This window comes from Tsuneonella mangrovi, from assembly GCF_002269345.1.
GTDB lineage: Bacteria > Pseudomonadota > Alphaproteobacteria > Sphingomonadales > Sphingomonadaceae > Tsuneonella > Tsuneonella mangrovi.
Map to the genome: position 1 here is coordinate 2,252,886 of NZ_CP022889.1, position 18,650 is coordinate 2,271,535.

17 protein-coding genes are annotated in these 18,650 nt (G+C 64.5%); 9 read left to right on the forward strand and 8 right to left on the reverse strand.

Going from position 1 to position 18,650, the window contains the following annotated elements; translation table 11 throughout:
• Positions 1-4: 4 nt before the first annotated feature.
• Positions 5-1,219 carry an FAD-dependent monooxygenase gene (locus CJO11_RS10965; protein ID WP_095012741.1) on the reverse strand — a complete coding sequence of 405 codons (1,215 nt, stop codon included), beginning with the start codon at positions 1,217-1,219 and terminating at the stop codon, positions 5-7.
• 43 nt (positions 1,220-1,262) lie between these two features.
• On the opposite strand from CJO11_RS10965, the gene CJO11_RS10970 reads away from it, so the two are divergent.
• On the forward strand, positions 1,263-3,350 hold the full coding sequence (locus CJO11_RS10970) for a protein-disulfide reductase DsbD family protein (protein ID WP_095012742.1): 2,088 nt from the start codon (positions 1,263-1,265) through the stop codon (positions 3,348-3,350).
• Here CJO11_RS10970 and CJO11_RS10975 read toward each other — a convergent pair.
• The 3 genes from CJO11_RS10975 to uvrB all read right to left on the reverse strand — a co-directional run bounded on the left by CJO11_RS10975 (position 3,271) and on the right by uvrB (position 7,810).
• Positions 3,271-3,900 (reverse strand): hypothetical protein, encoded by a 630-nt coding sequence (locus CJO11_RS10975; RefSeq protein WP_095012743.1) that lies wholly within the window; start codon positions 3,898-3,900, stop codon positions 3,271-3,273. The genes CJO11_RS10970 and CJO11_RS10975 overlap by 80 nt on opposite strands.
• 53 nt (positions 3,901-3,953) lie before the next feature.
• Positions 3,954-5,462, reverse strand: a complete 1,509-nt coding sequence (locus tag CJO11_RS10980; protein ID WP_095012744.1) for a S10 family peptidase — start codon at positions 5,460-5,462, stop codon at positions 3,954-3,956.
• A gap of 167 nt (positions 5,463-5,629) precedes the next feature.
• Positions 5,630-7,810: an excinuclease ABC subunit UvrB gene (uvrB, locus tag CJO11_RS10985; protein ID WP_095012745.1), complete on the reverse strand. Its 2,181-nt coding sequence runs from the start codon at positions 7,808-7,810 to the stop codon at positions 5,630-5,632.
• 106 nt (positions 7,811-7,916) lie between these two features.
• On the opposite strand from uvrB, the gene CJO11_RS13305 reads away from it, so the two are divergent.
• The 8 genes from CJO11_RS13305 to CJO11_RS11025 all read left to right on the forward strand — a co-directional run bounded on the left by CJO11_RS13305 (position 7,917) and on the right by CJO11_RS11025 (position 14,660).
• On the forward strand, positions 7,917-8,306 hold the full coding sequence (locus CJO11_RS13305; protein ID WP_169829187.1) for a hypothetical protein: 390 nt from the start codon (positions 7,917-7,919) through the stop codon (positions 8,304-8,306).
• Positions 8,307-8,380: 74 nt separating this feature from the next.
• The gene (locus CJO11_RS10995) at positions 8,381-8,929 is read left to right on the forward strand and encodes a DUF3617 domain-containing protein (protein ID WP_095012747.1); all 549 of its coding nucleotides are present in this window, start codon (positions 8,381-8,383) and stop codon (positions 8,927-8,929) included.
• Positions 8,930-8,992: 63 nt separating this feature from the next.
• Positions 8,993-9,766 carry an esterase/lipase family protein gene (locus CJO11_RS11000; RefSeq protein ID WP_095012748.1) on the forward strand — a complete coding sequence of 258 codons (774 nt, stop codon included), beginning with the start codon at positions 8,993-8,995 and terminating at the stop codon, positions 9,764-9,766.
• 83 nt (positions 9,767-9,849) lie between these two features.
• Positions 9,850-11,277, forward strand: coding sequence for a circularly permuted type 2 ATP-grasp protein (locus CJO11_RS11005; protein ID WP_095012749.1), 1,428 nt, complete (start codon positions 9,850-9,852; stop codon positions 11,275-11,277).
• Positions 11,278-11,293: 16 nt separating this feature from the next.
• Positions 11,294-12,238, forward strand: a complete 945-nt coding sequence (locus tag CJO11_RS11010; protein ID WP_095012750.1) for an alpha-E domain-containing protein — start codon at positions 11,294-11,296, stop codon at positions 12,236-12,238.
• Positions 12,239-12,250: 12 nt separating this feature from the next.
• Entirely contained in the window at positions 12,251-13,066 is an 816-nt protein-coding gene (locus tag CJO11_RS11015) for a transglutaminase family protein (RefSeq protein WP_095012751.1), read from the forward strand.
• 62 nt (positions 13,067-13,128) lie between these two features.
• Positions 13,129-13,875 carry a proteasome-type protease gene (locus CJO11_RS11020; protein ID WP_095012752.1) on the forward strand — a complete coding sequence of 249 codons (747 nt, stop codon included), beginning with the start codon at positions 13,129-13,131 and terminating at the stop codon, positions 13,873-13,875.
• A gap of 173 nt (positions 13,876-14,048) precedes the next feature.
• Positions 14,049-14,660, forward strand: a complete 612-nt coding sequence (locus CJO11_RS11025; RefSeq protein ID WP_095013370.1) for a response regulator transcription factor — start codon at positions 14,049-14,051, stop codon at positions 14,658-14,660.
• A 13-nt stretch (positions 14,661-14,673) separates the two neighbouring features.
• On the opposite strand, the gene CJO11_RS11030 is transcribed toward CJO11_RS11025, so the two are convergent.
• The 4 genes from CJO11_RS11030 to CJO11_RS11045 form a co-directional block, all read right to left on the reverse strand.
• The gene (locus CJO11_RS11030; protein ID WP_240504473.1) at positions 14,674-15,309 is read right to left on the reverse strand and encodes an extensin-like domain-containing protein; all 636 of its coding nucleotides are present in this window, start codon (positions 15,307-15,309) and stop codon (positions 14,674-14,676) included.
• Between the two features lie 74 nt (positions 15,310-15,383).
• Positions 15,384-16,838: a sodium/proline symporter PutP gene (gene putP, locus CJO11_RS11035; protein ID WP_095012754.1), complete on the reverse strand. Its 1,455-nt coding sequence runs from the start codon at positions 16,836-16,838 to the stop codon at positions 15,384-15,386.
• 60 nt (positions 16,839-16,898) lie between these two features.
• Positions 16,899-17,984: a PLP-dependent cysteine synthase family protein gene (locus CJO11_RS11040; RefSeq protein WP_095012755.1), complete on the reverse strand. Its 1,086-nt coding sequence runs from the start codon at positions 17,982-17,984 to the stop codon at positions 16,899-16,901.
• 56 nt (positions 17,985-18,040) lie between these two features.
• Entirely contained in the window at positions 18,041-18,649 is a 609-nt protein-coding gene (locus tag CJO11_RS11045) for a 2-hydroxychromene-2-carboxylate isomerase (protein ID WP_095012756.1), read from the reverse strand.
• Position 18,650 lies beyond the last annotated feature (1 nt).

Below are 18,650 nucleotides of genomic sequence, written 5' to 3' on the forward strand. Positions count from 1 at the left end.
GGGCCTAGGCCTGCAGCAGTTCAGGCAGCGTGCCCGACATTCCGCGCGCTTCGTCCATGAAGAACTGCTTGAGCGGCGCGAACCGCTGGACACCGCCCATCCCGAACCGGCGGAGCGCCGAAGCAGTCTTGCCGGGTACGCCGAACAGCCGGGTGAGCCCGTCCGTCGCGCCCATCACCATCAGCGAATCGAGCGCGCGCCAGTCCTCGTACTTCTTGAGCATCTGGGCATCGCCAAGGTCGAGCCCGAGGCGCTGCGCCTCGCACAGCACCTGCACCAGCGCACCGACGTCGCGCAGGCCGAGGTTGAGGCCTTGTCCGGCGATCGGATGCATCCCGTGGGCCGAATCGCCCACCAGCGCGAGCCGCTCGCCGGTGATCTTGGCGGTATGCTGGAAGCTCAGCGGGTAGGAAGAACGACCCGAGTTGAGCGAGACTTCACCCAGCAGGTCGCCCATCCGCTTGTAGATTTCGGCGACAAACGCCCGGGCGGGCAGCTTGAGCGTGCCCGCAGCATCCTTCTCGTCGACCGTCCATACCAGTGCGCTGCGGTGCTGGCCCCCAGGGCCGTCGAGCATCGGAAGCAGCGCAAACGGTCCGTCGGGGTAAAAGATCTCCCATGCGACGTTGTCGTGCGACTTGCTGTGGTCGAGCCCGACGATGATCGCGCGGTGGCTGTAGTCCCACTGCGCCATCGCCAGCCCTTCCTCCTCGCGCGTCGGCGAGCGGCGGCCTTCCGCGCCGACCAGCAACGCGGCCACAAGCGTGCGCCCGTCGGCCAGCGTGGCGGAAACGCCGAACCCGTCGCGGTGGCGGCTGACGACGTCGACCGGGGCGTGCCACGAAATCAGCGGCTCGGCCCGCGCCGCTTCGAACAGCGCGAGGCGCAGCTCGCGGTTGGCGAACATCCGTCCGAGCGACCCTTCGTGCGGTTCGGGCGTGAAATCGAGCAGGCCGGGCTTGAGCTGATCGCTGACCATGATCGACGCGATCGGGCAGCCATGCGGCTCGAGCCGGTCGGCGAGACCGATATTGGTGAACAGGTTCCAGCTCGCGGTGGAAATCGCGCTGGCGCGCCCGTCGAAGCTGTCGGCGGTCAGCGAAGCGGGATCTGCGCGGTCGACCACATGGCTCGAAAAGCCCTTGCGCGCAGCTGCCAGCGCGAGGGTCATGCCCACCAGGCCGCCGCCAAGGATCAGCAGGTCGCGCTTGTCGTCCATGACCCAGCGCCCTAGAGCGGGTCGCGCGATGCGCGCAAGGACAATGCCCCGCCTGCTTGCGTTTTTTGTGCTGCTGAGCGCGGTGCTTGCGCTCGTCCAGCCCGGCGTTTCGCGCGCGCAAGCGGTCCCGCACCCCAACCATATCGAGGCCGACCTCGGTGCCGCGTCGTCGCAACCCGGCGGGCCGGTGCACATGGTGCTCCACTTCGTACCGGAGGATGGCTGGCACGGATATTGGTCGAATCCGGGCGATGCCGGCTACGGGATGCAGCTCGACTGGAAGCTGCCGCCCGGCTGGACAACAGGCGTGCCGCAGTATCCGGTGCCGCAGCAGCTCGAAATCGGCGGACTGATGAACCACGTCTACGAAGGCCCGTATGCGGTCCTTGTCGATCTTGTGCCGCCGCCGGGGGCGAAGGTCGAAGGCGCGCAGATCGGGCTCGAGGCGCACTGGCTCGCGTGTACCGATTCGATTTGCGTGCCGGAGGAGCGGACATTTTCGCTGCGCCTGCCGCAAGTGACCGTCGCTTCGGCGGACTATCCCAAATGGCTGGCGACAATCCCGGCTGAGCTCGACCAGGGCGGAACTTTTATGATCGGCGACAAGGCGCTGCGGATCGCCTTGCCGCTGCCTGCGAGCCTGCCGCTGCCCGATCCGCACGTATTCACCGACCAGCGCGACCTGGTGGCTTATGCCGCGCCGCAGCTATTCCGGCGAGACGGCAACGCGCTGGTGGCGGAAATCCCTCTCGCCCAGACCGTCGCCAAGCCGGACAAGGTGAGCGGGATCCTCTCGCTTGGCGACGGCAACGGGGTGCGCTTCACCGCCTCGCCCGGTGTTGTCCCGGCTGGCGGCGAAGTACTGACCCCCGATACTGCGCCCGCTGCGACCGGCCCGTTGTGGATCCTGCTGCTGGCGGCGCTGGCTGGTGGGCTGATCCTCAACGTGATGCCGTGCGTGTTCCCGATCCTGAGCCTCAAGGCATTGAGCCTTGCGCGCGCCGGCGAAAGCGATGCGCAGGCTCGCGCCGACGGGATCGCCTACACAGCAGGCGTGTTGCTGGCGACGCTGGCGCTGGGCGCGTTGATGCTGGGCCTGCGGGCGGCGGGCGAAAGCGTGGGCTGGGCGTTCCAGTTGCAGGAGCCCGGCGTGGTCGTCGCGCTGCTGGTGCTGGCGGTGGCGATCACCGCCAACTTTGCCGGACTCTACGAACTACCATCGCTGTCGATCTCGCGTGGCGGGGAGCAGGCAGGCGCGTTTGCAACCGGGCTGCTCGCGGCATTCGTTGCGACCCCGTGCACCGGTCCGTTCATGGCTGCCGCGATGGGCGCAGCACTGCTGCTGCCAACGGCGGAGGCGATGCTGCTGTTTGCGGCTCTTGGCCTTGGCCTTGCCTTGCCGTTCCTGCTGCTCGGTTTCGTTCCACCACTGCGCCGGATGCTGCCCAAACCGGGCAAGTGGATGGAGACGTTCCGCAAGGCGATGGCTGTGCCGATGGGCCTGACCGCGCTGGCGCTGGTCTGGCTCGTCTGGCGGCTCACGGGTATGAAGGGGCTGGCTTACGCCGTTCTGGCCTTGCCGATCCTGCTGGGCGCGCTTGCGGCGATCGGCGTATCGCAGCGAAAGGGAAAGTCGATCGGTGGTGTTGCAGCGATTGCCACGCTCGTCGCAATTGGAATGGTAGTCGGCCTTCCAAGAGGCGCTCCACCCGAGCCATCTGCGGTCGGCGAGATCATACCTGCCAAGCCCTTTTCCGAAATCGCGCTCCAGACTGCGCGCGCCCAAGGCAAGCCGGTGTTCGTGTGGTTCACCGCCGACTGGTGCCTGACCTGCAAGGTCAACGAGAGCGTCGCGATCGAGCGCGAGGAAACCCGCGATGCATTCAACAAGGCAGGCGTGGTCGCGCTGGTCGGTGACTGGACCCGGCGCGATCCGGAAATCACCCGCTTCCTGACCGCACACGGAGCCGCCGGGGTGCCGCTCTACCTGTGGTATGCCCCGGGCAAGGATGCCGAGGTGCTGCCGCAAGTGCTGACCCCGGGGATGCTGGTCACACTGGCGGGGTCGGCTCGGATTTCGGCACCGGGATCGAGCCGCTCTCCGGCGAATACTTCAGCTCCGGCTGACTAGCATCGCCATCGTCGGTCGCTTGTCGGCGGCACCATTCGATCAGCTGGCCGGGCATGGTGCTGGGATTGAGTACCACCGTGCTCGCGCCGGGGATCGTCAGTTCGACCTTGTGCGAACCGGTCAGCACGTCGAGCGCGGGATCGAGCGCGGGGTAGGCACCCTGCCACAGCCAGCCGCGCCCGTTGTCGTGCGTATCGATCGGAAACCGCTCGACATGGCCGTTGCCGATCAATGCCATCATCGCCTTCGCATCCGGGTCGGTTTCGGCGAAGCGGGTCAACTCGATTGAACGATCGGCAGCCTTGCCGGTGCAGGCAAGCGCAACCAGCGGTGCCTTGCCCGGTTGGCCATAGACCAGCCGACCCCGCTCCTTGCTTTCGGCCCATACCGCCCCGGTGACGTCGGGCACGGCCTTGAGCACGTGCGGACCTTGCGCTTTCCCATCGAGATCGACTCGCTCGACGTAGTGGTCGGTGGCCGAAGGGCGGCACCCGGCGAGGGCGACGGCCCCGGCAATGACAGCAATGGCGAGAGCAGATTTGCGATCCATCTGCGCGCGCTATGGCACCGCCGCGCGGGCGGGTAAATTGCCTGCTACCCCGTTTAGCCCCGATAACTGGCCATGATGTCGCGCCGCAGCGGTTCGTGGTTTTCGCTGCGCGAATAGAACATGTGCCCGCCGGGATACATGAACAGCTTGACCCGGTTCTTGACCCCGAAATCGGGCATCTGTGCGAGGATCAGCATCGACCCGTAGTAGGGGCACGACAGGTCATCCCAACCATGGACGATGTTGACCGTCATCTTCGGGTCAGCGGCAATCGCGCGGCGCAAGTCGCTCACCGGCGTATCCGAATGATCGCTGTCCCATTGCGAACCGACCTTGTAGGACAGCGCGTTATACGGCGCATCGACGTCCCAGCCGACTTGCCGGGTCACGAAATCGACCATGGCGGAAGTCGTCGGTCCGATAATCGTGACCAGTAGCGGATCGCTGTATTCGGGATAGGCGCTCGCCGGGAACGGGTCGAACGAGGTGTAGTTCGAATCGTAGACCGATCCGATCAGCCCCTGGCTGCGGCGAATCTCGCGCAGGTACGTGTCGATATCGACCCTCCCGTTGAGTTTGCGCACAAGTGTCGGATCGAGTCCGGTCAGTTCCGCAACTTTGGCCGACAGGCGATCGGTCGCCGCCTTGTCTTTCGGCCCGGCGAGGAAATCGGTGACGAACTGGCTGCGGACATACTGTTCGACCGGTCCCATGGTGGAATCGTTGAGTGGCTTGCCTTCGCGTTCGAAGTGGCCCGCCGCCATCGACGGCAGGTTGATCATCCACGGCAGCGGCGAAAGTGCATCCTCCTCCCCGATCGCGGGCGGATCGAGATAGGGCGAAACCATCGTCATCCCGCTGATCCCCACGCCGACTTGCGTTTCGAGGTAATAGGCGAGGCGCGGCACGCGGTAACCGCCATAGCTTTCGCCAACGAGGTACTTGGGGCTCGTCATCCGCTTGTTGCGCAGCAGCCAGTCGTAGACCACGCGGCTGAGGTAATGGATGTCGCTGTTGGCGGTGAAGAAGGCCTTCTTGGCGGTCTCCGGATCGGTCTCGCTACGCGAGAACCCGGTGCCGATCGGATCGATAAACACGAGGTCCGTGAAGTCGATCCAGGTTCCCGGGTTGTCCTGTAGCACCGGCGGGTCAGACGGACTGTCGCCCTTTGCGCCGAACGGGATCCGTTTGGGTCCGATAGCGCCGAGGTTGAGATATACCGAAGATGCACCCGGCCCGCCGTTGAATGCGAAAGTCACGGGTCGCGATGCCGGGGCGGCACCGGGCACGGTGTAGGCGGTATAGACCACTTCGCCGATGGTCTTGCCCTTGTCGTCCTTGACAGGGATCGCGCCGACCGTGGCGGTATATGTGATCTTGCGTCCACCGACCGTAGTGGACTGGGTGATCGATTTGGGCGCGGGGAACGGCTTGAACTGGGTCTCCTTGGCATCGGACTTCTCGCTCGCTTTGTCCTTCGCAGCATCTTGCGCCATGGCGTGCGGAACGGTGATGCCCAGGCCCAGCAGCGCGGCCAGGCAAACGGCGAGAAAGCGCCTCATATCGAAAACCCCTGTTCAAACCGGCTCCTCGTTGACCGGTTGCGCGAGAAACTACCCAATTGGGATGCTGGGACAAGGGGAACTGGCGGCCGCGCATGCTGCTGGTCGAAGGGAAGAGGCAGTCGGTCGATTGCCTGCCGTCAGGCGATTCGTGATTGACTCGTGGGTCAGCGGCCCCACTTCCGCTGCGACTTGCCGTAGCGCATCTTGCGGGTGCCGGGGCGACCCTCGGTCGCGCGGCCGACGATGGGGGCCTTCTTGTCCTCCAGTCCGAGTTCTTCGTTCTCGAGCCGGCGAATCTCGTCGCGCAGGCGGCCGGCTTCCTCGAATTCGAGGTCGGCGGCGGCGGCGCGCATCCGCTTTTCGAGGTCCTCTATGTAGGCGCGGAGGTTGTGCCCGACGAGGTTGTTGCGTTCCTCGTCGCCGGTATCGACGGTGACGCCGTCCTTGCTCGCGGTGTGCGCGACGATGTCGGCGATCTGGCGCTTGATCGTTTGCGGGGTGATCCCGTGTTCCTCGTTGTACGCCTGCTGCTTTTCGCGCCGCCGCTCGGTTTCGGCCATTGCGCGTTCCATGCTGCCGGTGATGCGGTCGGCATAGAGGATGACCTTGGAATCGACGTTGCGCGCGGCACGCCCGATGGTCTGGATCAGCGAGGTTTCCGAGCGCAGGAAGCCTTCCTTGTCGGCATCGAGGATGCACACGAGCCCGCACTCGGGAATGTCGAGCCCTTCGCGCAACAGGTTGATCCCGACCAGAACATCGTAGACGCCCAGGCGCAGGTCACGGATAAGCTCGATGCGCTCGAGCGTCTCGACGTCGGAGTGCATGTAGCGCACACGCAGCCCCGCCTCGTGCATGAACTCGGTGAGGTCCTCGGCCATGCGCTTGGTCAGTGTGGTGACGAGCGTGCGATAGCCCGCCTGCGCGGTCTTGCGGCATTCCTCGATGCAATCCTGCACCTGGTCCTCGACCGGGCGAATCTCGACCGGCGGATCGATCAGGCCGGTCGGGCGGATAACCTGCTCGGCGAACACCCCGCCTGTTTGTTCCATCTCCCAGCTCCCCGGGGTGGCCGAGACGGCAAATGTTTGCGGGCGCATCGCGTCCCACTCGTTGAACCGCAGCGGGCGGTTGTCGATGCAGCTCGGCAAGCGGAATCCGTATTCGGCGAGCGTCAGCTTGCGGCGATGGTCCCCGCGCGCCATTGCGCCGATCTGCGGCACCGTCTGGTGGCTTTCGTCGACGAACAGCAGCGCGTTTTCGGGCAGGTATTCGAACAGCGTCGGCGGTGGCTCGCCCGGCAGTCGACCGGTGAGGAAGCGCGAATAGTTCTCGATCCCCGCGCAGGAACCGGTCGCGGCAATCATCTCGAGGTCGAAATTGGTGCGCTGTTCGAGCCGCTGCGCCTCGAGCAGGCGGCCCTCGGCCTGCAGCTCCTCGAGCCGGTGCGCCAGCTCGAACTTGATCGCCTCCATCGCCTGTTTCATCGTTGGGCCGGGCGTGACGTAGTGCGAATTGGCGTAGACCCGCACCTTGTCGAGACTGGCCCCCTTGCTGCCCGTAAGCGGGTCGAATTCGCTGATTTCCTCGATCTCGTCGCCGAAGAAGCTGATCCGCCAGGCCATGTCTTCATAGTGGCTGGGGAAAATCTCGAGGTTGTCGCCGCGCACCCGGAAGGTGCCGCGCTGGAACGCGGCATCGTTGCGCTTGTATTGCAGCGCGACGAGCTTGCGGATGAGCTCGCGCTGGTCGACCGTTTCGCCGGTCTTGATGTCGAAGATCATCGCCGAATAGGTTTCGACCGAGCCGATGCCGTAGAGGCACGAAACCGAGGCGACGATGATAACGTCGTCGCGTTCGAGCAGCGCGCGGGTGGCCGAATGGCGCATCCGGTCGATCGCTTCGTTCACCGAGCTTTCCTTCTCGATATAGGTGTCAGACCGGGGGACGTAGGCCTCTGGCTGGTAGTAGTCGTAGTAGCTGACGAAATACTCGACCGCGTTGCTGGGGAAGAAGCTCTTGAATTCGCCGTAGAGCTGCGCGGCGAGGATCTTGTTCGGCGCGAGCACCAGCGCGGGGCGCTGCAGTTCCTCGATCACCTTGGCCATCGTGAAGGTCTTGCCGCTGCCGGTAACCCCGAGCAGCACCTGGGTTTGTTCGCCATCCTGCGCCGCGCCGACCAGCTCCGCGATTGCGGTCGGCTGGTCGCCAGCGGGCTGGTAGTCGCTCACCAGTTCGAACCGCTTGCCCGGCATCGACTTTTCCGGCCGCGCGGGCTTGTGCGGCGTGAAAGCAGATGAAGTGTCGGGCTCTTCCAGTCCCCTGCGGATCACAAGCTCGGCCATGTCCCATGATATGGGCGAACCAATGGCGGGCGGCAAGCGCTTGCCGGATCGAACGGCCCCGTCGAGCGTTCAAGCTGCGTACGGACGGGATTCAGGAGCGACTGAAATGAAGCGTCCCGTTCTTTTTGCATTTGCCGCCGGATGTGCATCGCTGACCCTCGCTGGTTGCGCGAACGGTTATGGAAGCGGCCTGGGCTATGCCTACAGCACTGATTACAATGGATATGGGCCGCAATCCTATTACGGCTATTACGACGGCTATTACGGCCCGATCTACGACGGGTATTGGGGAAGCGACGGATACTTCTACTACCGGCCTAGCTCCCGTGAAAACGTATATAGCAGAGCGGAGCGCAGCCATTTCAGCCGTGAGCCAAGAAGTGGTGGGGACTGGCACGAGTGGCGTGGGCAACTGCGTGCTCGACATGGTGACCAGATGCCTCATTTTCGCGCACCAGCTCGGCGATCCAGGTCCCGAACGAAAGACGGCGGTTGAGAGGTCCGGTCTTGGCTTCGTGCAGGTCGGGCGTTAGCTAGCAGACATCATTGCCGGAAGGGGGATACCTGCCAATGCGCCTGATCGCTGCCGCCCTGCCGCTTGTTGCGGCGTTTGCCCTCTCGGCCTGCAACAGCGAGCCCAAGCAACCGAAAACACCCGAGCAGGTCATGGCCGAAGCGGGCAAGCTGGCGAAGCCCCAGCCGGGCAAATACGAAACCAGCGTCGAGCTGATCGACTTCTCGGTGCCGGGCCTGCCGCCGCAGCGGGCCGACATGATGAAGCAGCGGATGCGCAACGTGGTTGGCCAGGGAGAGACCTATTGCCTCACCAAGGAAGAGGCCGATAAGGGCTTCGAGGAAATGGTCCGCAAGCTTGGCGAAGGCGAGGGCGGGCTCAAATGCACCTTCGACAAGTTCGACGTGAATGGCGACGCGCTCGACGCTGCGATGACCTGCACCGGACAGCAGGGAATGACCTCCGCGATGAAGATGGACGGCACGGTCTCGACCACCAGCACCTCGATGCACATGGACATGACGCAGAAGGCCGCCGCGATTCCCGGCGGCGAAATGCACATGGAATTGAAGATGGATTCCAAACGCATCGGCGCGTGTTCATGACAGCTAAATGAAACTTCGGCACAATTGTTGCGTTTTTATGGCACCGGTCATTAGGCGCAGCGGATGGGCGAAGTGGCTTCACGGTTTCGGAACTTGCAGCTCGCGGAAACGCGCGCCGAAGTCCTGCGCCGGCTGGAGCTGGCTGCCGAACCGGCCCCGCGCGACATCGGCGGGCCGTCGTGGCGGCTTATGCTGGGCGAGTTGTCGGCGCTGGCCGAGCCGATTCGCCGCCAATTCCGACACACCGAGATCGCGCGAACCGCAACGCCGCGCACGGTCATGCTGCTGCCCGGTTTCGCCACTCACCCGATCCGGATGCGCTACCTCGCGCACCAGCTCGAACGCGCCGGGCACACCGTCAAGCGCTGGGGGCTTGGGTTCAACCTCGGTCCGAGCGTGGAGAATCTCGCGCTGCTGGAAGGCCGGCTCGAATCCCTCGCGGCCCGCGCCGGTGAGCCGGTCTATCTCGTCGGCTGGAGCCTTGGCGGACTGTTCGCGCGCGAACTCGCCAAGCGGCGGCCCGAGCTGGTGGCCAAGGTCGTTACGATGGGGTCGCCGTTTTCATACAATCCGCGGGCGAACAACGCCTGGCGCGCCTATCACCTGGTCGCCGGGCACCGGGTCGAGGAACCGCCAGTCCAGGCCGACCTTGCCGCCAAGCCGCCGGTCGAAACGGTTGCGCTGTGGAGCCCGCGCGACGGTATCGTCCACCCGCGCGCGGCGCGCGGCCTGCCGGGCGAGCGTGACCGCGAAGTGGCGCTACGCTGCACCCATCTCGGCTTTGCGTGGGATCCGGAAGCTGTCGCTGCGATCCTGCGGGAGCTTGAGCCCTCCTGACCTGCACAATCGATTGATTGTGCAATTGCACAAAAACGCGTTATCCTTCTCTTCGAGCAACCGATTCTTCCGGAAGGAGATGGATGAGCGGCGCGGCCGACACGTTCGATGAAATGCACGATCCGTCCGGCGCAGTCCGAGCGGGCTACGCCGAATACTGCAGATGGTTCGACGAACAGCCCGCCGATCTCCTGAAGCGCAAGGACCAAGAGGCCGAAGCCTCATTCCGCCGCACCGGGATTACCTTCAATGTCTATGGCGAGCACGACGCGGAAGAGCGGCTTATCCCGTTCGACATGGTTCCGCGGATCATCACCGCGAACGAATGGCGTCGTCTGACGCGCGGGATCGAACAGCGGGTGAGCGCGCTCAACGCCTTCATCCACGACCTTTACCATCGGCAAGAGATCATCCGCGCGGGCCGGCTGCCAGAGAGACTGCTCGCCAATAACGACGCGTGGCTATCCAACATGGTCGGTTTCACCCCGCCGGGCGGGGTCTATACCCACATCGTCGGCATCGACCTGGTGCGCACCGGCCCGAACGATTTCTTCGTGCTGGAGGACAACGCGCGCACCCCCAGCGGGGTCTCGTACATGCTCGAGAACCGCGAAACGATGATGACGATGTTCCCCGAACTGTTCACGCGGGTTCCGGTGAGCACGGTGTCGGACTACCCGCGCCGGCTCGCGCGCAGTCTCGCTGCGTGTGCGCCCTCTGCGACGACCGGCAAGCCGACCGTCGCGGTGCTGACGCCGGGGATCTACAACAGCGCCTATTACGAACACGCATTCCTTGCCGACCAGATGGGTGCCGAGCTGGTCGAGAGCGGCGATCTGCGAGTGGTTGGCGGGCGCGTCTGTATGCGCACAACGCGGGGGTTCGAACCGATTGACGTGCTTTATCGCCGGGTCGACGACGATTTCCTCGATCCGCTGTCGTTCAATCCCGACAGTATGTTGGGCGTGCCCGGCATCATGGATGTCTATCGCTCGGGCGGGATCACCATCGCAAACGCTCCGGGAACCGGGATTGCCGACGACAAGGCGATCTATTCGTTCATGCCCGAGATCGTCGAGTTTTACACCGGCGAGAAGCCCTTGCTGCCCAATGTCGAGACCTATCGCTGCGCCGATCGCGAAACGCTGAAATACGTTCTCGACAACCTCGAAGAGCTGGTGGTCAAGGAAGTCCATGGTTCGGGCGGCTACGGCATGCTTATCGGCCCGACTGCCAGCAAGAAGGAAATCCGCACGTTCCGCGCCAAGCTGGAAGCCAATCCGCAGAACTACATTGCCCAGCCGACGCTGGCGCTTTCGACTTGCCCTGTGTTCACCCGGAAGGGCCTTGCCCCGCGGCACGTGGACTTGCGGCCCTTCGTGCTGGTCTCGCCCGACAACGTCGAGATCGTGCCCGGCGGGCTGACCCGCGTCGCGCTCAAAAAGGGATCGTTGGTGGTCAACTCGTCGCAAGGCGGAGGCACCAAGGATACCTGGGTGCTGAAAGACTGATGGCGGGGATGCGACCATGTTAGGGCGGACCGCCAACGGGTTGTTCTGGATGTTCCGCTATCTCGAGCGGGTGGAGAATACCGCGCGGCTGCTCGACGCTGGGCTGCGAATGGCGCTGACCCGCGATGTCATCTCGGCCGAGGACGAATGGCGTTCGGTGATTGCCACGCTCGGGCAAGGCGCCGGATTCGAAGCGAAATACGGCATCTACACAGGAACGCAGGCGTGGAATTACATCCTGCGCGACAAGGACAATCCGGCCTGCCTCCACGCGTTGATGCGCACAGTGCGCACGAATGCGCGCGCGGTGCGGACCGCGATCAGCAGCGACCTGTGGACCGCGGTCAACGAAGGATGGATGAAGATCGACGAGGCGCTCTCGCGGCCCGTCACGCAAAGCGCGGTGGGCGACGTGGTCAAGATGATCAAGGGTGTCGGAACGCTGGCGCACGGCGCGTTCGGCAATTCGATGCTGCGCGATGCAGGTTTCCATTTTGCGCGCGCGGGTACCTTCGTGGAGCGGGCGGACAGCACCGCGCGCATCCTCGACATGAAGTATTACCTGCTGCTTCCCTCGGTGAGCTACGTGGGTTCGAGCCTCGATGCCGGACAATGGGACCAGTTGCTGCGCTCGGTCTCGGGTGATCGCGCGTTCCGCTGGCTCAACACCGGCAAGGCCGATGCGCGCGGGATCGTCGAGTTCCTGATCCTCGACCAGCGCTTCCCCCGGAGCCTCGCCTACAGCCACACATTGCTGCGCGAGAGCCTGACCACGCTCGCGCGGCTGCATGGCAGCGATGGAACCAGCAGCGAGCTGGTTTGCCAGTCCGCCGCGATGCTCGACGAGCTGACGATCGACCAGGTGTTCGATGAAGGGCTGCATGAGTTCCTGACCGGCTTCATGTTCCGCAACGGCGAGATCGCAGACGCGATCGCGCAAGACTATCGCTTCCTGGATTAGGAGACCCGAGCCATGCGCCTCTCCGTCCGTCATACCACCAGCTACCGGTTCAAGGAGCCGGTGATCCATGCGCTCCAGCGCCTGCGCCTGACCCCCAAGGAAACGCAAGGGCAGGAAATCATCGACTGGAACATGACGCTCGAACAAGCGCATATCGAACTCGAGTACGAGGACCAGCATCACAATCACGTGACGCTGGTGGCGGTCGAGCCGGGAACGAGCGAGGTCCATGTGACCTGCACCGGCAAGGTCGACACCCACGATCATGCCGGTGTGATCGGGCGTCATGCGGGCCACCTGCCGCTATGGAGCTTCCTGTCGCAGACGAGGCTGACGCGTCCGGGACCAAAGTTGAGAGCGATGCTGCGAGGACTCGAGAGAGAGGTCGATGGCAGCGTCGATTTCCTCCACGCGTTGTCGAGCGAGATCCACCGACAGGTGCGCTACGAGACGGGGCGGACAGGGGTTGCCACGACCGCGGAAGAAGCGGTCGAGGCCGGGCACGGTGTGTGCCAGGACCATGCTCATATTTTTATCGGTGCTGCGCGCTCGCTGGGGATACCTGCGCGCTATGTCAGCGGCTACCTGATGATGAACGACCGCATCGACCAGGAGGCGACCCACGCCTGGGCCGAGGCCCACGTAGATGGTTTGGGATGGGTCGGGTTCGATATTTCCAACGGGATCAGCCCCGATCCGCGATACGTCCGCGTGGCAACGGGGCGCGACTATCGCGATGCAGCCCCGATCACCGGGATCAGCTTCGGGTCGGAGAGCGAAGGCTTGCACGTTGACGTGGCGGTCGAACGGCAGCAGGTGGAGCAATGACTCGGCCAACGATCGGTGCGTGCTGAGTTGACAACGACAAACGGTCCGGAGGCGCCGAATTCATGACCTATTGCGTGGGATTGATGCTCGACAAGGGCCTGGTCCTGATGAGCGACACCCGCACCAATTCGGGTGTCGACAACATCTCGGTGTTTCGCAAGTTGGTCCACTGGGAAGTGCCTGGCGAGCGGATCGTAGCTGTGATGACGGCGGGCAACCTTGCCACCACGCAGGCTGTCATCAGCCAGCTCGAGGAGCGGACCAAGACCCCGGACGAGCGGCGCAATTCAGTGTTCGATGCGCCGACGATGTTCCAGGTGGCGACCGAGATCGGGCGGCTGTTGCAAGAGACGATCGAGGATCGGCAGGAGGTAAACGGGCAGAACGGGCAGGGCCGGTTCACTGCCACGATGATCGTCGCGGGCCAGATCAAGGGCATGGAACCGCGCCTGTTCCTGATCTATCCCGAAGGCAACTTCATCGAGGCGAGCTGGGACACCCCATTCTTCCAGATCGGCGAGACCAAGTACGGCCGCCCGATCCTGATCCGCGCGTACGACCGCACGATGAGCTTCGAGGATGCGGTCAAGCTGCTGATGGTCAGCTTCGATTCGACGCTCAAGGCCAATCTCTCGGTCGGTATGCCGCTCGACGTGATGGTGATCGAGCGCGAGGCCTATGCACCGCGTCACGAACAGCGCATCACCCAAGAGGACGAATACTTCCAGATGGTGTCCGCTGGTTGGGGCGATTCATTGCGGCAGGCGTTCAACGCGCTTCCCGATTTCACCTTTGCCAAGGGTAAGTAAAATCCCTTAGGACAAGCGCTTACGCGCGATTGCGGATGCGGGATTGCCCGTAATTCCACTCCATTCCGGATGAATTTTTGCGACGGTAATCGCTGAACATCAGAGTTGTTGTTGCTCCATTCCGGAAATGGATCGAATTAACCAAGACCGGTCCTGACGCCATGCTGCGCGGCATGACCCAACGCCAGATCATTCATATCGTCGAACCCGATGTCCGCATGCGCGCCGAATGTGCCCGGCTCGTGTTCGGGCTTGGCCACCACGCGGAAGTCTATGGCGACATCGACGAACTGCTGGCCCACCCGCCGCAAGGGGGGACCATATTCCTGCGCGACGATGCCGAAGGCGCCCCCGCCTTGATCGAGCAGCTCGCCGAGGCCGGTATCTGGCTTCCCGTCGTCGCGATGCACGAGGATCCGCAAACTCACCGGGTCGTTGCCGCAATCAAGGCCGGCGCTCTCGAATATCTCGCGCTTCCGCTCGAAGGATCGCGCTTCGCCGGTCTGCTGGAGCGGATCGACAGCGAATCGAGCGAACATGCCGAGGCCCGCCGAAGGATGATCGATGCGCGCCAGCGGATCGCCAGCCTGTCCAACCGCGAGCGCGAGGTGCTCGACTGGCTGGCGCAAGGGTCGAGCAACAAGGCGATCGCCCGCGAACTCGACATCAGCCCGCGCACAGTGGAAATTCACCGGGCGAACATGATGACCAAGCTCGGGGCAGCGCATTCGGCCGAGGCAGTCCGCATGCGGCTCGAAGCGCAGGTTCCGGACACGGGCACCTGACGCCCGGCGGTCCTCAACGACAGTAGCCGCCCCCGCCCAGTTCGACATGGAAGTGATCGTGGTGCGCGGCGTTGTAGCCAGGGCCGAGCACGGTGCCGAACCGCTTGCACGCGCTGGCATGGACCACCCGCAGGAATTCGCGCTCCTTTTCAGTCCCGTTCCAGCCGCCGGCGACCGTGATCCGCCGTCCGTCTGCCAGCACGAATGCGGATACGTCGATCGCCTCTGCGCGGGCATGTGCCGAGCGCCGGGAAGAACCGGCGACGTTGCGGCACGAATAGCTGCCGAAAGTCTCGATCCGGGCGAGCGGGCTGCCGAATTCGATCCGCGCGGCGCGATCGATCCCGTAGCGCGCCCAACCGGCAAGCGTGTCTGCCAGCGGGCAGGCGACCGGGCCGAGGTTGGCGAGCGTGAACCGCCGGTCGTCGCCCTGGAGCGAGGCAAGCGTGACGCTGTCGAGCGTCGAGCACCCCGCGCCATAGTATTTGTCGGGCACGGGGTTGAAGTCAGTGCCATCGCGTCCGAGGCTGGCGAGGCACATCCGCTCGTTCGAACTCGGCGCCCAGTTGCCGGTGACGCTCGGGGCAGGACGGGCAGGCGCGCGGCTGTCGGGAATCAGGTTCCCGCACCCGGCAAGGGTGGCTGTCATCGCCAGCAAGGCAAGTCGCGTGCGCATGGCGCACAGTCTCGCCGGTTATGGTTAACAGTGCCCTAATGCGCCGGTTAGAGCGCAGTTCGCCGACTGATCAGCCAGATCGCCAGCCACGACGCGGCAAAACCCGGGATGATTTCGTAGACGCCGTCGCCGCCCAGGAAGCTGGTATCCCAACCTAGCGCGATCCACGCGATCACTACCAGCGCGCCGGTCGCAAGGCCGGCGACGGCACCCGCGCCGGTCATTCGCTTCCAGGTCAGCGAAAGCACGATCAGCGGCCCGAATGCCGCGCCGAACCCGGCCCACGCATGAGCGACGAGCCCAAGCACTTCGCTGTTCGGGTTTCCCGCAATCGCGATCGCCGCCATCGCCACCAGCGCGACGCACAGCCGCCCGATATTGACCGCTTCGCGCTCGCTTGCGTTCTTGCGCAGGAACAGGCGGTAGAAATCCTCGACCAGCGAACTGGAGGACACCAGCAGTTGCGAGCTGATCGTGCTCATGATCGCTGCCAGCAGCGCGGCGTAGAGGAACCCGGTGATGAGCGGGGTGAACAGCAGGTTGGCGAGCACGACGAAGATCGTTTCCGGATCGTCGAGCACCAGCCCGTTTCGCGCCATGTAGGCCCGGCCCGCGATGCCCACGCCGATCGCGCCCATCAGGCACACGAACATCCAGCTCATCGCGTAATTGCGCGCGGTTGCCACTTCGCGCACCGAGCGGACCGCCATGAACCGCACGATGATGTGCGGCTGGCCGAAATAGCCGAGGCCCCACGTCACCGCCGATAACCAGCCGATCGCGGTCAGCCCGTAAGTCAGGCTGAGGAACCCGTCCTGCGGCACGGCGGCGATGCTTGCGCCGTTGGCTCCGCCGGGGCCGAAGATCACTACCAGCGGCATCAGCACCAGCGCGAGCAGCATGATCACGCCTTGCACGAAGTCGGTCAGGCTGACCGCGAGGAACCCGCCGATCATCGTGTAGGCCAGCACCACCAGCGCGGTGATCCAGATCCCCGCCGAATAGTCGGTCATCCCCGAAATGTGGATTGCCCCGCTGAATGCGGTCTCGAACAGCTTGCCGCCGCCGACCAGACCAGCTGCAGTGTACACCGTGAAGAACAGCACCACGATCACTGCGCTGGTAATCCGCAGCGCCACGGCCTTTTCTGGGAAGCGATTGGCGAGGAATTCGGGAATGGTCAGCGAATTGTCGAGCTCTTCGGTCTGCTGGCGCAGCCGGGGGGCAACGACGATCCAGTTGACGAACGCGCCGACGAACAGGCCGATGCCGATCCACGCCGAGACCAGCCCGGTGGCGTAGAGCGCGCCCGGCAGGCCGAGCAATAGCCAGCCCGACATGTCGCTTGCCCCGGCGGAGAGCGCCGCCACGGCCGGGTGCAGGTCGCGTCCGGCGAGCAAATACCCTTCCGAAGAGTCGGTCGATTTGCGCCACGCGTAGAGCCCGATGCCGAGCATCAGGAGGAAGTAGAGGGTGAGTGAAACGATGATCCCTGTCTGCATGGCGCGGGTGCCTAACAGGAGAGGTTGGCGCTGGCCACCGCAGTCTCGGGCTGCGGACCCTTACCAGCCCAGCGCGGATTGCAGAGCCTGTGTCGGATCTTCGAGATCGAGTCCGTGCTCGCGCACCCAATTGTCGTCGAAATAGGTGTCGGCATAACGTTCGCCGTCGTCGCACAGGATCGAGACGATACTGCCCGTTTCGCCCCGCCGCGCCATGTCTTGCGCCAGCTGCGCGACCGCCCACAGGCTGGTGCCAGTCGATCCGCCGACCTTGCGCCCGAGGCGGGCCGAGAGCAGCCGCGCGGCGGCGACGCTCTGGGCATCGCTGACCGGCATCATCGCATCGACCACGGCAGGCAGGAAGCTCGGCTCGACCCGCGGACGACCGATTCCCTCGATGCAGCTGCCGCATTTTTCGATCGTCGTGACCGAGCGGTCGGCCCAGTGCCGGTGGAACACCGATCCTTCGGGGTCGGCGACCATCAGCTGCGTCGCGTGGCGGCGATAGCGGATGAAGCGCCCGATCGTGGCAGAGGTGCCGCCGGTCCCCGCACCGCAGACGATCCAGCGCGGGATCGGGTGCGGTTCGAGCGCCATCTGCTCGAAGATCGTCTCGGCGATGTTGTTGTTGCCGCGCCAGTCTGTCGCCCGTTCGGCATAGGTGAACTGGTCGAGGTAGACACCGCCGCATCGGTCGGCCAATTGCTGGGCGACGGCATAGACTGTGCCGGGATCATCGACGAAGTGCGCCTTGCCGCCGTAGAACTCGATTGCCGCGATCTTCGCCTGCGCGGTGCTGCGCGGGACCACGGCGATGAATTCGAGGCCGAGCATCCGCGCGAAATAGGCTTCGGAAACCGCGGTCGATCCGCTCGACGCCTCGACGATCGGCGTGGTCGCCCCGATCCGCCCGTCGCACAGCGCGTAGAGGAACAGCGAACGCGCCAGGCGGTGCTTGAGACTGCCGGTAGGGTGGCTCGCCTCGTCCTTCAGGTAGAGCTGGACGCCCGGCAGCGCGGGCAGGGCGACCGGCACCAGGTGGGTGTCGGCCGAACGGTTGTAGTCGGCCTCGATCGTGCGGATCGCCTCGGCGGTCCACGCACGATCGGCGGCGGAGTTGGTCTGCTGGTGAGCGGCGCTATCCATGCGCGGGGGATAGGCCCGGGCGGCGCGAGGTCAAGCCGGATCGCGGCCGTGCCGGGCTAGCCGAGGCTGGCGAGCAGTTCGTCGATCTGGCCGAGGCGTTCCTTGCCGAAGAACATCTCGCCCTCGATGTAGAACGTCGGGATGCCGAATGCACCGCGCTCGACGACGTTAGCGGTGTTGTCGGACAGCGTCTGCTTGACTGCGTCGTCCTGCGCCTTCGCTGCAAGCTCCGCCGGATCGAACCCTGATGCCGCGATCACTTGAGCCACGCCATCGCTATCGGCGGGATCGAGGCCGTCTTCCCACAGCGCGTGCAGCAGCCCTTCGATCAGCGGCGTTGCATCGCCCTGGCCTTGCGCAGCGATCAGCATTCGCAGCAAGTCGACCGATCGGAACGGGAAGGCCGGGTTCATCCGGAACTTGTCGAACCCGTGACGCTCGATGAAACGCTGCATCTCGAGCTGCGCGTAGGCGGTCTTGCCCTTGATATCCGCGTCACGGATGAACGGCGGGGCATTGCCGGTCAGCTTGTGCATTCCGCCGAGCAGCGCGGGTATCACGACGATCTCCGCCCCATGGCGCGCGGCGATTTCGCGTAGCGGCCACCACGCGAGGTATCCGTTGGGGCTGATGAAATCGAATACGAAGTCGATTTTGGCGGTCATG